12 protein-coding genes are annotated in these 13,831 nt (G+C 71.8%); 1 reads left to right on the top strand and 11 read right to left on the bottom strand.

From position 1 onward, the window contains the following. From A0130_16895 to A0130_16875, 5 genes are all read right to left on the bottom strand, one after another. Positions 1-798 (bottom strand): multidrug ABC transporter permease, encoded by a 798-nt coding sequence (locus A0130_16895; protein ANF33114.1) that lies wholly within the window; start codon positions 796-798, stop codon positions 1-3. After that, positions 795-1,697, bottom strand: a complete 903-nt coding sequence (locus A0130_16890; GenBank protein ID ANF33113.1) for an ABC transporter ATP-binding protein — start codon at positions 1,695-1,697, stop codon at positions 795-797. The genes A0130_16895 and A0130_16890 overlap by 4 nt, the downstream gene beginning before the upstream one ends. A gap of 80 nt (positions 1,698-1,777) precedes the next feature. Further along, positions 1,778-2,419, bottom strand: a complete 642-nt coding sequence (locus A0130_16885; protein ANF33112.1) for a hypothetical protein — start codon at positions 2,417-2,419, stop codon at positions 1,778-1,780. Between the two features lie 320 nt (positions 2,420-2,739). Next, positions 2,740-3,309, bottom strand: coding sequence for a serine acetyltransferase (locus A0130_16880; GenBank protein ANF33111.1), 570 nt, complete (start codon positions 3,307-3,309; stop codon positions 2,740-2,742). A gap of 5 nt (positions 3,310-3,314) precedes the next feature. Next, positions 3,315-4,253: a cysteine synthase A gene (locus A0130_16875; GenBank protein ID ANF33110.1), complete on the bottom strand. Its 939-nt coding sequence runs from the start codon at positions 4,251-4,253 to the stop codon at positions 3,315-3,317. 99 nt (positions 4,254-4,352) lie between these two features. Here A0130_16875 and A0130_16870 point away from each other — a divergent pair, with 99 nt between their 5' ends. Then, positions 4,353-5,237, top strand: a complete 885-nt coding sequence (locus tag A0130_16870) for a protein-(glutamine-N5) methyltransferase, release factor-specific (protein ID ANF33109.1) — start codon at positions 4,353-4,355, stop codon at positions 5,235-5,237. A gap of 11 nt (positions 5,238-5,248) precedes the next feature. On the opposite strand, the gene A0130_16865 is transcribed toward A0130_16870, so the two are convergent. The 6 genes from A0130_16865 to A0130_16840 form a co-directional block, all read right to left on the bottom strand. After that, positions 5,249-6,325, bottom strand: a complete 1,077-nt coding sequence (locus A0130_16865; protein ID ANF33108.1) for a peptide chain release factor 1 — start codon at positions 6,323-6,325, stop codon at positions 5,249-5,251. 90 nt (positions 6,326-6,415) lie between these two features. After that, positions 6,416-8,614 (bottom strand): transcription termination factor Rho, encoded by a 2,199-nt coding sequence (locus A0130_16860; protein ANF33107.1) that lies wholly within the window; start codon positions 8,612-8,614, stop codon positions 6,416-6,418. A 253-nt stretch (positions 8,615-8,867) separates the two neighbouring features. Next, the gene (locus A0130_16855) at positions 8,868-9,824 is read right to left on the bottom strand and encodes a homoserine kinase (GenBank protein ANF33106.1); all 957 of its coding nucleotides are present in this window, start codon (positions 9,822-9,824) and stop codon (positions 8,868-8,870) included. Next, entirely contained in the window at positions 9,821-10,945 is a 1,125-nt protein-coding gene (locus A0130_16850; GenBank protein ANF33105.1) for a threonine synthase, read from the bottom strand. The genes A0130_16855 and A0130_16850 overlap by 4 nt, the downstream gene beginning before the upstream one ends. After that, complete coding sequence (locus tag A0130_16845; GenBank protein ID ANF33104.1) at positions 10,945-12,318, bottom strand: homoserine dehydrogenase; 1,374 nt, start codon at positions 12,316-12,318, stop codon at positions 10,945-10,947. Before A0130_16845 ends, A0130_16850 begins: the two co-directional genes overlap by 1 nt. Next, a complete protein-coding gene (locus A0130_16840; GenBank protein ANF33103.1) occupies positions 12,315-13,772 on the bottom strand; it encodes a diaminopimelate decarboxylase in 1,458 nt (485 codons plus the stop codon). Before A0130_16840 ends, A0130_16845 begins: the two co-directional genes overlap by 4 nt. Positions 13,773-13,831: the final 59 nt, after the last annotated feature.

The raw sequence follows: 13,831 nt of genomic DNA, 5'->3' as shown, positions 1-13,831 counted from the left end.
CTAGCGCCGGGCCGCCGAGCGGCGGAACAGCCAGGCGGCCCAGACGTAGGCGCCGACGATGATGAGCGCGCACCAGCCGAGCGCCCACCACAGGTCGCTGCCCGGGTCGCGTCCGAACAGGAACGCGCGGATCGTCTCGATGATCGGCGTGATCGGCTGGTTCTCGGCGATCCACTGCAGCCAGGTCGGCATCGTGTCCGTGGGGACGAACGCGCTCGACAGGTAGGGCAGGAACAGCAGCGCGAAGCCGTAGCCGCTCGCCGCGGTCGGGCTCTTCGCCGCGAGGCCGATCCCGGCGTAGAGCCAGGTGATGGCGAGGATGAAGAGGGCCACGACGCCGAGGGCGCCGATCCACTGCAGCGCGTTCGCGGTGGGACGGAAACCGACCAGCAGGGCGACCCCGATCACGACACCGGTCGCGAAGAGGTTGCGCAGCAGGCTGGCGACGACGTGGCCGGTCACGACGCCGCGCGAGCGCAGCGGCATGGTGCGGAACCGGTCCACGATGCCGTCGCTCATGTCCTGCGCGACGTCGACGGCCGTGCTGGAGGCGCCGAAGCCCGCGCAGAGCAGGATGATGCCCGGTACCACGTACTGCACGTAGCCGCCGTCGCGATCCAGCGCTCCCCCGAACACGAAGGTGAACAGGAGCATGAGCATGACGGGCAGGACGATCGCCATCGTCAGCGCCTCCACGTCGCGGAGCGAGTGACGGATGCTGCGGCCCACGAAGACGCGGGCGCTGGTGAGCGGCGCGACGGCGCGCTCGGGGCGGGTGGTGAGGGTCGCGGTGGTCATCGGACGGCCTCCTCGTCGGTGGGTGCTGCTGTGGACTGCCCCGTCAGGGCGAGGAACGCGTCGTCGAGCGACGGCTTGCGGATGCCGATCGTGCCGTCCGCGATCCCGAGGGCGTCGAGCTGGTCGATCGCGGTGCGGAGCGCCTCCACGGTCCCGTCGGTGGGGAGTTCGCGCACGAGCTCGCCGCGCGCATCCCGCAGCTCGACGACCTCGCCGCCGACCCGCGCCTTCAGCTCGGCGGCGGTGCCCTCGGCGACGATCATGCCGTGGTCGAGCACCGCGATGCGGTCGGCCAGCTGGTCGGCCTCCTCGAGGTACTGCGTCGTCAGCAGGATCGTGGTCCCGCGGCGGGCCAGGTTGAGGATGATGTCCCACAGCGTCTGCCGGCTGCGGGTGTCGAGGCCGGTGGTCGGCTCGTCCAGGAAGATGACGGGCGGGGTCGCGACGAGGCTGAGCGCCAGGTCGAGCCGCCGCCGCATCCCGCCGGAGTAGGTGGAGACGCGCCTGCGGGCGGCGGCCCGGAGGTCGAAGCGCTCGATCAGCTCGGCGGCTCGAACCTTGGCCTCGGCGGGCGTCGCTCCGGACAGCCTGGCCATCATGCGCAGGTTCTCCTCGCCGGTGAGCACGCCGTCCACCGCGGCCGCCTGGCCGGTGACGCTGATGACGCGGCGGATGCCCTCCGCGTCCGTCTCCAGGTCGTGGCCCTCGATGACGACGCGTCCCGCATCCGGGCGCACCAGCGTGGACAGGATGGTGATGAGCGTGGTCTTGCCCGCTCCGTTCGGCCCCAGCAGGGCGAACACGCTGCCCGCCGGAACGCGCAGGTCGATGCCGTCGAGCACCGTCTGCGCGCCGTAGGACTTGCGCACCCCCGTGACCTCGATCGCGGGTCGGTTCATGGTGATCCCTCTCTGTGTGTCGCGTAAACTGTTTATGCCGCATACGGTTGTTTAAGTGATACACAGTTCTAGGATGGGTGTCAACAGGAAGGTGGTGCGATGGCCGACGACGTCGAGGACGTGCTCCCCCGCGCCGTCGCGCTGAGCTGGGGCGTCGCCGAGCGCCCGCAGCGCGGACCCAAACGCGAGCTGAGCGTCGAGCGCATCGTCGACACCGCGATCGAGCTGGCCGACGCCGAGGGACTCGGGGCCGTGTCCATGAGCCGAATAGCGAGCGAGCTGGGCTTCACGACCATGTCGCTGTACCGGTACGTGACCAGCAAGGACGACGTGCTGGCACTGATGCAGGACGCGGTGTGCGCCGTCCCCATCCCACCGGACGAGACACTCGCCGGCGGCGCTCCCGACCACGACTGGCGCGAGGGCCTTCGGCGGTGGTCGATGGCGACGATCGACGTGATGCGCGAGCACCCGTGGTTCCCCGACATCCCGATCAGCGGCATCCCGCTCATGCCGAACAACCTCGCGGTGCTCGACTGGGGACTGCGCGAGATGCGGACGTTGCCGCTGACCGACGCCGAGAAGATGTCGACCGCGCTGCTGCTGTCGTCGTACGCGCGGGCGGTGGGCGTCGTGGAACGGGATGTGAGCCGGTCGCGCCAGACGGACGGGCCGCCGGCGAACGGCGAGGCGTTCACGTCCGCGCTCGCGGAGCTGGTCACGCCGGAGCGGTTCCCCGACCTCGCGCCGCTGGTAGCATCCGGCACCTACGCGGACGCGGAGGGCGACGACCTGGACGACTTCGCCTTCGGCCTGGAGCGCATCCTGGACGGCATCGAGCGCTACGTCGCCGCACGCGGCGAGGGCGCCACGATCGCGCCGGTCCCCCGCCCCGAGTCCGCCCGCGCGACAAGGCCGTCCGCGAGGCCGCCAAGGCGCGCCGCGAGGCCGAGTCCAAGCTCCGCGAGGCCCGCAAGCGCGAGCGCGAGGCGATCGCCCGCGCCGCCGAGCGCGCCGCCCGTGAGTCCGACCGCGCCTCCCGCTAGATGTAGATGGCGGGGTCGATCCAGTCGTCGCCGGCGATCTGCTCGTGGCCGGAGCGCGGGCGCGGATGCGCGGGGACCCCGACGAGGAGCGAGTCGGCGGGGGCGTCGCGCGTGACGACGGCGTTCGCGCCGATCACGGAGTGCGCGCCGATCGTGATCGAGCCGAGCACCTTCGCGCCGGCGCCGACGATGACGCCGTCCTCGATGGTCGGGTGGCGTTTGCCGTGCCCGCTCCCCCGGCCGCCTAGGGTGACGGCGTGGTACAGCATCACGTCGTCGCCGATCCACGTCGTCTCGCCGATCACCACGCCCATTCCGTGGTCGATGAAGAAGCGCCGCCCGATGCGCGCACCGGGGTGGATCTCGATGCCCGTCAGGAACCGCGTCAGCTGGGACAGGATGCGCGCCGGCATGCGCAGACCGGCCTGCCACAGCCGGTGCGCGACCCGGTAGGACCAGACGGCGTGCAGGCCGGAGTAGACGACGGCGACCTCGGCATCGCCGCGCGCCGCCGGGTCGTGACGGCGGGCGTTGCGGATGTCCTCGCGCGCCCGGAAGATCGGCACCCCGGTCAGTCCAGCAGGTCGGCCCACAGCGGGGTCGAGATGTAGCGCTCGCCCGTGTCGCACACGATCGCGACGACGGTCTTGCCGGCGTTCTCCGGGCGCTTCGCCACCTGAAGGGCCGCCCAGATGATGGCGCCGGACGAGATGCCCGCGAGGATGCCCTCCTCGATCGCCAGCTTCTTGGCGACGTCGAGCGCGTCGTCGAGCGAGACATCGACGACCTCGTCGTAGATCGTGGTGTCCAGGATCTCGGGCACGAAGTTCGCGCCGATGCCCTGGATCTTGTGCGGGCCCGGCTGGCCGCCGTTCAGGATGGGCGAGTCCAGCGGCTCGACCGCGATCACCTTCACGTCGGGCTTGCGCTCCTTCAGCACCTGACCGACGCCGGTGATGGTGCCGCCGGTGCCGACGCCCGCGACGAAGATGTCGACGCCGCCGTCGGTGTCCTCCCAGATCTCCTCGGCCGTGGTGGCGCGGTGGATGGCCGGGTTGGCCTCGTTCTCGAACTGGCGGGCCCAGATGGCGTTCTCGGTGGTGTCGACGATCTCCCGCGCCCGGGCGACCGCACCGCGCATCCCGTCGGGGCCGGGGGTCAGCACGACCTGGGCGCCGAACGCGCGCATCACGACGCGGCGCTCCTTGCTCGCCGTCTCGGGCATCGCGAGGATCACCGTGTAGCCGCGGGCGGCGCCGACCATCGCGAGTGCGATGCCGGTGTTGCCGCTGGTCGCCTCCACGATCGTCCCGCCCGGGCGCAGCGCTCCGGCCTTCTCGGCGGCGTCGATGATGGCGACGCCGATGCGGTCCTTCACGCTCGCGGCCGGATTGTAGAACTCCAGCTTCGCGAGCACGGTCGCGTCGATCCCCTCCGCGAGGCGGTTGAGCCGGACGAGCGGGGTGCGGCCGACGGCCTCGGTGACGTTGGCGTAGATGTGTCCGGACATGGGCCTCTTCCTTGGTCGAGGTGGCGGATGGGATCGCGTCACCACTCTAGACGTCACGCGCCAACAGGGAACGACTGTGACGGGTAGGCTCGTTCGGCGATGAATCCCGAACCCGCCTCCCCGGCCGCCCGCTCCGCCCGCGCCCTCCGCGACGAGACCGCCGCCGTGCTCGCGCGCGCCGGTGTGCCGGACCCCCAGGTGGATGCGGAGCTGCTGATCGGCCACGTGCTCGGCGAGAGCCGCGGTCGCGTCCAGGCGCTGGTGGTGATGGATGCGGAGGTGTCCGACGACGACGCTGCCCGCCTGCGCGAGCTGGTCGAGCGCCGCGCGGCGCGGGAGCCCCTGCAGCACATCACCGGCCGGGCGCCGTTCCGGTCGCTGGAGCTGAATGTCGGGCCGGGGGTGTTCGTCCCGCGCCCGGAGACGGAGCAGGTGGCGCAGTTCGCGATCGACGCGCTGCGTGCCGTTCCGTCGCCGGAGCCGGTCGCGGTCGACCTGGGGACGGGCAGCGGAGCGATCGCGCTGGCGCTCGCCACCGAGGTGCCGCACGCCCGCGTCTACGCGGTCGAGAACTCCCCCGAGGCGTTCATCTGGGCGCGTCGCAACATCGACGAGGTGGGCGCGGCGAATCTGACGCCGGTGTTCATCGACCTCGCCGACGCCCTGCCGCAGCTCGACGGGACGGTCGACGTCGTGATCTCGAACCCGCCGTACGTGCCCGACGACGCCATCCCCCGCGACCCCGAGGTGCGCCTCCACGACCCGCACGCGGCCCTCTACGGCGGCCCGGACGGACTGGATGTGGTGCGCACGATCTCCCGCGTGGCCCGGCGCCTGCTCCACCCCGGCGGCACCCTCGTGCTGGAGCACGGGGAGCTGCAGGGCGCCGCGATCCGCGACCTCCTGACCGCCGACGGCTGGCGCGCGGCCGCCACGCACCGCGACCTCACCACCCGCGACCGCGCCACCACGGCACTCCGCTGACGGCCGGCGGGCTACTCCTGGCCGAGATCGGCGAGGCGGGCCTCCTCGTCGGCCTCGATGTTGCTGTCGATGACGGGGTCCAGGGCTCCGTTCATGACGGCGTCGAGGTTGTAGGCCTTGTAGCCGGTGCGGTGGTCCGCGATGCGGTTCTCGGGGAAGTTGTAGGTGCGGATGCGCTCCGAGCGGTCCATGGTGCGGATCTGGCCCTTGCGGAACTCGGCCGCCTCGGCGTCCGCCTCCTCCTGCTGCCGCGCGAGCAGGCGGGCGCGCAGCACGCGCATCGCCGCCTCGCGGTTCTGCAACTGGCTCTTCTCGTTCTGCATCGACACGACGATGCCGGTCGGGACGTGCGTGATGCGCACCGCCGAGTCGGTCGTGTTGACCGACTGCCCTCCGGGGCCGGACGACCGGAACACGTCGATCTTGAGGTCGTTCGGGTTGATCTCGACCTCCTCCGGCTCGTCCACCTCCGGGAAGACGAGCACGCCGGCGGCGGAGGTGTGGATGCGGCCCTGCGACTCGGTGGCCGGCACGCGCTGCACGCGGTGCACGCCGCCCTCGTACTTGAGGTGCGCCCAGACGCCCTCGGCCGGGTCGCTGGAGCCGCCCTTGAAGGCGACCTGCACGTCCTTGATGCCGCCCAGGTCGCTCGAGGTCTGCTCGATGATCTCGGCCTTCCAGCGGCGCGAGTCGGCGTAGTGGAGGTACATGCGCAGCAGGTCGCCGGCGAACAGCGCGGACTCGGCGCCGCCCTCGCCCATCTTGATCTCCATGATGACGTCGCGGCTGTCGTTGGGGTCGCGCGGGATGAGCAGACGGCGCAGCTTCTCGGACGACTCCGCGAGGCTCGCCTCCAGGCCCGGGATCTCCTCGGCGAACGCGGCGTCCTCGGCGGCCAGCTCGCGGGCGGCCTCCAGGTCGTCCGTCAGCTGCTTCCACTCGTTGTAGGCCGCGACGATGCGCGACAGCTCGGCGTAGCGCCGGTTCACCTTCTTGGAGCGCACCGGATCGCTGTGCAGGTCGGGGTCGGACAGCTGGCGCTGCAGGTCGTCGTGCTCGGCGATGAGCGTGTTCACCGATTCGAACATGGGGGTCTTCTTTCTGCCGAGGGGAGGCCGGGGAACGACGAAGCGCCCGCCCACCCTGCGCGTGGCAGGGCGGACGGGCGCTGATCGCAGCTAGCGGTGGTCGTTCTCGTGACCGTGCGAGTGCGCGTTGCCGTGGCCGTTGGTCGGCTGCGGCATCGACTTCTGCACCTGCATCAGGAACTCGACGTTGCTCGAGGTCTCCTTGAGGCGGCCGAGGACGATCTCGAGCGCCTGCTGCTGGTCGAGCCCAGCGAGGGCGCGGCGCAGCTTCCAGGTGATCTTGACCTCGTCCTGGCCCATCAGCATCTCCTCGCGGCGGGTGCCGGAGGCGTTGACGTCGACGGCCGGGAAGATGCGCTTGTCGGCCAGCTGGCGCGACAGGCGGAGCTCCATGTTGCCGGTGCCCTTGAACTCCTCGAAGATGACCTCGTCCATCTTGGAGCCGGTCTCCACCAGCGCCGAGGCGAGGATGGTCAGCGAGCCGCCGTGCTCGATGTTGCGCGCGGCGCCGAAGAAGCGCTTCGGCGGGTACAGCGCCGACGCGTCCACACCACCGGAGAGGATGCGGCCCGACGCCGGAGCGGTCAGGTTGTACGCACGGCCCAGTCGGGTGATGGAGTCGAGCAGCACGACCACGTCGTGGCCCAGCTCCACCAGGCGCTTCGCGCGCTCGATGGCGAGCTCGGCGACGGTGGTGTGGTCCTCGGCGGGACGGTCGAAGGTCGAGGCGATGACCTCGCCCTTCACCGTGCGCTGCATGTCGGTGACCTCTTCTGGGCGCTCGTCCACCAGCACCACCATGAGGTGAACCTCGGGGTTGTTTGCGGTGATCGCGTTGGCAATCTGCTGCATCACGATGGTCTTGCCGGCCTTCGGCGGCGCGACGATGAGGCCGCGCTGGCCCTTGCCGATCGGGGCGACCAGGTCGATGATCCGCTGGGTCACCTTGCTGGGCTCGGTCTCGAGGCGCAGGCGCTCCTGCGGGTACAGCGGCGTCAGCTTGCCGAACTCGACGCGGGCCGCGGCCTCCTCCGGGGTCTGCCCGTTGATGGAGTCGACCTTGACCAGCGCGTTGTACTTCTGGCGGCTGTTGTTCTCGTTGTCGCGCGGCTGGCGGATGGCGCCGACCACGGCGTCGCCCTTGCGCAGGTTGTACTTCTTGACCTGGCCCAGCGAGACGTACACGTCGCTCGCGCCCGGCAGGTAGCCGGTGGTGCGGACGAACGCGTAGTTGTCGAGCACGTCGAGGATGCCCGCGACGGGGATGAGGACGTCGTCCTCGGTCAGCTCCGGCTCGAACTCATCGCCGCCGACGCCGCCGCGACGCTTGCGGTTGCGGTCGCGGTAGCGGCCGCCGCGCTCGCCCTCGGCGTCGCTCTGCTGGGTCTGGGCGTTCTGGCCCCGGTTCTGCTGGCCCTGGCCACCCTGCTGCAGGTCCTTCGGCTGGCCCTGCTGATTCTGCTGGCCCTGCTCGTTCTGCTGCTGGTTGTTCTTGTTGCGGTTGCGGTTGCGGCGGTTGCGGCCGGAGCCCTGCTGCTCGTTCTGGCCGTCGGCCTGGTCGGCCTGCTGGTCGGCCTGCTCGCCCTGCGCCTGCGCGGCGTCCTGGCCCTGCTGGCCGTTCTGCTGCTCCTGGCCGCCCTGCTCGCCGTTCTGGCCGCCACGGCCACGGCGACGGCGTCCGCCGCCCTGGCCCTGCTCGCCGTTCTGGGCGTTCTGGCCGTTCTGCTGGCCGCGGGCCTGCTCGCGGGAGGCGAGCGCGGAGTCGAGCAGCGCATCCACATCGGGGATGAGCGAGTCGACGCCGGTGGCGCCGGAGTTGACGTGCGAGCCGGTCGCGACGGGCGCCGCGATGCCGGTGCCGTCGGGGCTGGTCACGCGACGCGAGCCGCGGCGGCGCGGCTCGGAGCCGGCCTGGTCGCCCGTCGGGGCCTCGGCGCTCTGCGCGGCATCGGCCGGCGGCAGCACCGGGTCGCCCACGGTGGGCTCGACGCGCTCGGCGCCGGCCGGCTCGGCGATGAGCGGCTCGGCGATGAGAGGCTCGGTGAGGACCTGCGAGGCCGCGGCGGGCGCCGCGTCGACCTCGGTGGTCTCGATCAGGGCCGGCTCGGCGGAGTCGGCCGGAGCGCCCGCTGCGCGTGCAGCGGCGATCGCCTCGACCAGCTCGCCCTTGCGGAGCCGGCCTGCGCCCTGGAGCCCGAGCTCGGCGGCGAGAGCCTGCAGCTCCGCCACCTTGAGCGAGGTCAGGTCGCTGGTGTCCACGCCCCCGGCGTGGAGTTCGACATCAGTCACGGAAGAGGATCCTTTCCCCCGGCGCGCCCTTGCGCGCCGTCTGTGAAGCTTCGTCACATGAACTGCCGGAACGTGCTGCGTTCTGATCCGCGCTACGTCGCCCTCTTCGGTTCTCGCGAGAGGAGGACCTGAAGGGCAGGCAGGAGTGACGGCATGATTGCTAGGAGATCACCCGGAAGCTGGATTCGCTCGTGACGCGGGTTCTTCACGGGTGCGAGTGCAGTTTACCACCTCGGGACGGGCGCTCCGGACGCTAGGCCGCCGGTGTGTCCGCCCGGGCCGACTCGGTGCGCACGACCGTGGCGCCCTTGAAGTCGACGGCGAGCATCAGCGGCTGCCAGCGGGTCTGCGCGGCCTCTTCGACCAGCTTCGCGGCCGCGAGCCGCTGGCTCGGGTCGCTGCCGAGCACGAGGATGGACGGCCCCGCACCCGAGACGACGGCGGCGAAGCCGTTGTCGCGCAGCAGCGTGATCAGCCGGTCGGTCTCCGGCATGGCCGAGGCGCGGTAGCTCTGGTGGAGCTTGTCCTCGGTCGCCGCGTGCAGCAGCTCGGGGCTCTGGATGAGTGCCGCGACCAGCAGCGCGGAGCGGGAGACGTTGAACACGGCATCCTCGTGCGGGACGGACTGCGGCTGCAGGCTGCGCGCGAGGGCGGTGGACATGACGTGTTCGGGCACCAGCACGAGCGGCGAGACGCCGCGGTGGACGATCAGCTTCTTGAAACGCGGGCCCTCGGGAGTCACCCACGCGATGGTCAGGCCGCCGAACAGGGCGGGCGCGACGTTGTCGGGGTGGCCCTCCATGTCGTTCGCCAGCGCCAGCAGCTGCTGCGCGTCGAGGTCGACGACGCCCTCGAGCAGCCCCTTGGCCGCCATGATGCCGGAGACGATCGCGGCGCCGGAGGAGCCCATCCCCCGGCCGTGCGGGATGCTGTTGCGCGCCCGCAGGTTCAGGCCGGGCAGCGGCACGCCGACCGCCTCGAAGGTGTGCGCGATGGCGCGGACCACGAGGTTGCCCTCGTCGGTCGCGACCTCGCCCTCGCCGACGCCGGTGACCTCGACGGTCGCGCCGGGCTCGTCGCGGACGGACACCTCGAGCTCGTCGTACAGCGCGAGCGCGAGGCCGAGCGTGTCGAAGCCCGGGCCGAGGTTCGCGCTGGTGGCGGGGACCTTGACGACGACCGTGCGGCCGCGCAGGTCGGGCGACGTCACGCGTTCGCCTCGGCGTTCGAGGTGGCGCCGCTGGCCTGCAGGCCGAGCACGTCGGCGATCGCCGTCGTGTCCACCGGCACCACGGTCGGCTGCACGTCGGAGCCGTCGGCGGTGCGGAGGGCCCACTGCGGGTCCTTCAGGCCGTGGCCGGTCACGGTCAGCACGACGGTCGCGCCGGCGGGGATGACGCCCGCCTCAGCGCGCTCGAGCAGGCCCGCGACGCTGATCGCGGAGGCCGGCTCGACGAAGATGCCGACCTCGGCGGACAGGATGCGGTGCGCCTCGAGGATCTTGGCGTCGTCGATCGCGCCGAACCAGCCGTCGCTGTCGTCGCGCGCGTTGAGCGCGAGCTCCCACGAGGCCGGGTTGCCGATGCGGATCGCGGTCGCGATGGTGTCGGGCTCCTTCACGGCGTGGCCGAGCACGATCGGCGCGCTGCCCGCGGCCTGGAAGCCGAACATCCGCGGCAGCTTCGTCGACTCGCCGCGCTGCAGCTCCTCGGTGTAGCCGCGGTGGTAGGCGGTGTAGTTGCCGGCGTTCCCGACCGGGACGAGGTGGAAGTCGGGCGCGTCGCCGAGCGCCTCCACGACCTCGAAGGCGGCGGTCTTCTGGCCCTCGATGCGGTCCGGGTTGACGGAGTTGACCAGGTGCACCGGGTAGTTGGTCGCAAGCTCGCGCGCGATGTCGAGGCAGTCGTCGAAGTTGCCCTGCACCTGCAGCAGCTGGGCGTTGTGAGCGATCGCCTGGCTGAGCTTGCCCATCGCGATCTTGCCCTCCGGCACGAGCACGACGGACTGGATGCCGGCGTGCGTCGCGTACGCGGCGGCCGAGGCCGAGGTGTTGCCGGTGGAGGCGCAGATGACGGCCTTCGCGCCGTGCTCGACGGCCTTCGAGATGGCCATGGTCATGCCGCGGTCCTTGAACGACCCGGTCGGGTTCATGCCCTCGAACTTCACGTACACGTCGGCGCCGGTGCGCGCAGACAGCGCCGGAGCCGGGATGAGCGGCGTGCCGCCCTCGCCGAGCGTGACGATCGGAGTGGCGTCGGAGATGTTCAGGCGGTCCGCGTACTCGCGGAGGACGCCTCGCCACTGACGACTGTAGGCCTTCGGCTGGGGCATTACGATCCTTCGACTCGGAGAACGGAAGAGATGGCGACCACGACGTCGCTCGCTGCGAGCGCCTCGACGGTGGCCGCGAGCGCGGCCTCCTCGGCTTCGTGGGTTCCGATGACCAGGGTAGCGGTGGCCGTCCCGCCGCCGTGAATCGGCGAGCCCGGCTCGCCTCCCGCGTTACCCGCGATGACGACGGGCCCGGTCAGGCTCGGCACAGACTGTTGCACGGTCTCGACGCTGACGCCGCCGTCGCTCAGGATGCGCGCGACCGCGGCGAGGACGCCCGGCTGGTCCGCCACATCGAGGGTGATCTGGTAGCGGGTGACGACGCGCCCGATGTCGAGGACCGGGATGCCGGCGTGCGTCGACTCGGCGACGCCCGGGCCGCCGACGACGTGACGGCGGGCCGCGGACACGACATCGCCGAGCACAGCGGAGGCGGTCTCGACGCCGCCGGCGCCTGCGCCGTAGAACATGAGGTCGCCCGCGGCGGCGGACTGCACGAAGACGGCGTTGTGCGCGCCGTGCACGGCGGCGAGCGGGTGGTCGCGGCTGATCAGCGCCGGGTAGACGCGGGCCGAGACGCCCTCCTCCCCCGTCTCCGGGTCGGTCATGCGCTCGCAGATGGCCAGCAGCTTGATGACCGCGTTCGCCTCGCGCGCCGCATCCACCTGCTGCTTGGTGATGCTGGTGATGCCCTCGCGGTAGACGCGGTCGAGCGGGACGGTGGTGTGGAAGGCGAGGCTCGCCAGGATGGCCGCCTTCTGCGCCGCGTCGTAGCCGCCGATGTCGGCGGTCGGGTCGGCCTCGGCGTAGCCGCGCTCGCCGGCGGTCGCCAGGGCGTCCTGCAGGGTCTCGCCCACCACATCCATGCGGTCGAGGATGAAGTTGGTCGTGCCGTTCACGATGCCGAGGATGCGGTTGATCCGGTCGCCGGCGAGGCTGTCGCGCAGGGGACGGATGATCGGGATCGCCCCGGCGACGGCCGCCTCGTAGTAGAGCTGCGCGCCGACCTGCTCGGCCGCTTCGAACAGCTCGGGGCCGTGGGTCGCCAGCAGCGCCTTGTTCGCGGTGATGACGTCGGCGCCGGAGTTGAGCGCCTCGAGCACGTAGCCGCGGGCCGGCTCGACGCCGCCCATCAGCTCCACGACGATGTCGGCGCCCAGGATGAGCGAGCTGGCGTCGGTCGTGAACAGGTGGCGCGGGAGGTCGACGTCGCGCGGCGCGTCCACGTCGCGGACGGCGATGCCCACCAGTTCGAGGCGGGCGCCGATGCGGGAGGCGAACTCGTCCCCCTGCTCCAGCAGCAGACGGGCCACCTGCGAGCCGACGGAGCCGGCCCCGAGCAGGGCGACACGGAGGTTGCGGTACTCGATCATGCCTGGTTGCGCTCCTTCGTCGCGGTGGTGCGGGCGGCGGCGACATCGTATGCGGCGTCCCGCGCCAGCAGGTCGTCGATCGTCTCGCCACGGACGATGACGCGGGCGTCGCCGTCGCGCACGGCGACGACGGGCGGGCGCCCGAGATAGTTGTAGTTGCTCGACAGGGCGAAGCAGTAGGCACCGGTCGCGGGGACGGCGAGGAGGTCGCCCGGTGCGACGTCGCCCGGGAGGTACTCGGCGTCCACCACGATGTCCCCGCTCTCGCAGTGCTTGCCCGCGACCCGGACGAGCGCCGGCGGGACTGAAGAGACGCGGTTGGCGAGGCGGGCCGAGTAGTCGGCCTCGTACAGCGCGGGGCGGGCGTTGTCGCTCATCCCGCCGTCGACGCTGACGTAGCGCCGGAGGGCGGACTCGCCGTCGTCCTGGAAGGCGACCGGGACATCCTTCGTCGTCCCGACCGTGTAGAGCGTGAGGCCGGCGGTGCCGATGATCGACCGGCCGGGCTCGAACGCGACCACCGGGAGCGGGATGTCGAGCTCCGCGCATCCGGCGGCCACCGTCTCGGCGATCCGCCGCGCCAGCTCGTCGATCGGCGCCGGATCGTCGGCGGACGTGTAGGCGATGCCGAAGCCGCCGCCGAGGTTGAGCTCGGGCACGTCGCCGCCTTCGAGCAGCTGCCGGTGCAGGGTGAGGAGGCGGGCGGCGGACTCGGCGAAGCCGTCCGCGCCGAAGATCTGCGAGCCGATGTGGCAATGCAGTCCCTTGAAGACGAGCGAGTCGTGCGAGCGGATGCGCGACACCGCATCCACGGCCGCCTCCAGCCCGATGCCGAACTTCTGGTCCTCGTGCGCCGTCGCCAGGAACGCGTGGGTGTGCGCGTGCACACCGCTGTTCACCCGCAGGCGGACGCTCTGCCGCACGCCGTGGCGCGCCGCCGCCTCGGCGACGCGGTCGATCTCCTGCAGGCTGTCGATGACGATCGCGCCGATCCCGATCTCGACGGCGCGATCGATCTCGGCGAGCGACTTGTTGTTGCCGTGGAAGCCGAGGCGCTCCGGGTCGACGCCGGCGGCCAGGGCGACGGCGAGCTCCCCGCCGCTGCACACGTCGATGAAGAGGCCCGCGGCATCCATCCACCGGGCGACCTCGACGCTCAGGAAGGCCTTGCCCGCGTAGTAGACCTTCGCGGCGGTGCCGACCTCGCCGAACGCGTCGTCGAAGGCGCGGCGCACCTCGGCGGCGCGCGAGCGGGCGTCGGCCTCGTCGATGACGTAGAGCGGTGTGCCGAAGCGCTCGGCCAGCTCGGTGGCGGCGACGCCGCCGACGGTCAGCACGCCGCCGTCACGGGCGACGGTGCGCGACCACAGACCGGGCGCGAGGGCGTTAGCGTCGGCGGGGAGGTGCAGCCACGGCGGGGCGAGCGGGTTGGGGGCAGCGGCGGAGACGGCCATAGGGATCCTCACGGGCGGCGACGAGTGGGGGCCTCCTAGGCGAGCGGACCCGGATTGGC

The organism is Leifsonia xyli, assembly GCA_001647635.1.
Lineage (GTDB): Bacteria > Actinomycetota > Actinomycetes > Actinomycetales > Microbacteriaceae > Leifsonia > Leifsonia xyli_A.
Note: the sequence above shows the minus strand (reverse complement) of the source record. Positions and strands in the feature narration are given on the sequence as shown.

Coding starts and splice junctions, on each gene's coding strand:
- A0130_16850 (ANF33105.1), bottom strand. CDS start 10,945: ATGCCCCAGCCGAAGGCCTACAGTCGTCAGTGGCGAGGCGTCCTCCGC.
- A0130_16870 (ANF33109.1), top strand. CDS start 4,353: ATGAATCCCGAACCCGCCTCCCCGGCCGCCCGCTCCGCCCGCGCCCTC.
- A0130_16840 (ANF33103.1), bottom strand. CDS start 13,772: ATGGCCGTCTCCGCCGCTGCCCCCAACCCGCTCGCCCCGCCGTGGCTG.
- A0130_16845 (ANF33104.1), bottom strand. CDS start 12,318: ATGATCGAGTACCGCAACCTCCGTGTCGCCCTGCTCGGGGCCGGCTCC.
- A0130_16865 (ANF33108.1), bottom strand. CDS start 6,325: ATGTTCGAATCGGTGAACACGCTCATCGCCGAGCACGACGACCTGCAG.
- A0130_16875 (ANF33110.1), bottom strand. CDS start 4,253: ATGTCCGGACACATCTACGCCAACGTCACCGAGGCCGTCGGCCGCACC.
- A0130_16890 (ANF33113.1), bottom strand. CDS start 1,697: ATGAACCGACCCGCGATCGAGGTCACGGGGGTGCGCAAGTCCTACGGC.
- A0130_16895 (ANF33114.1), bottom strand. CDS start 798: ATGACCACCGCGACCCTCACCACCCGCCCCGAGCGCGCCGTCGCGCCG.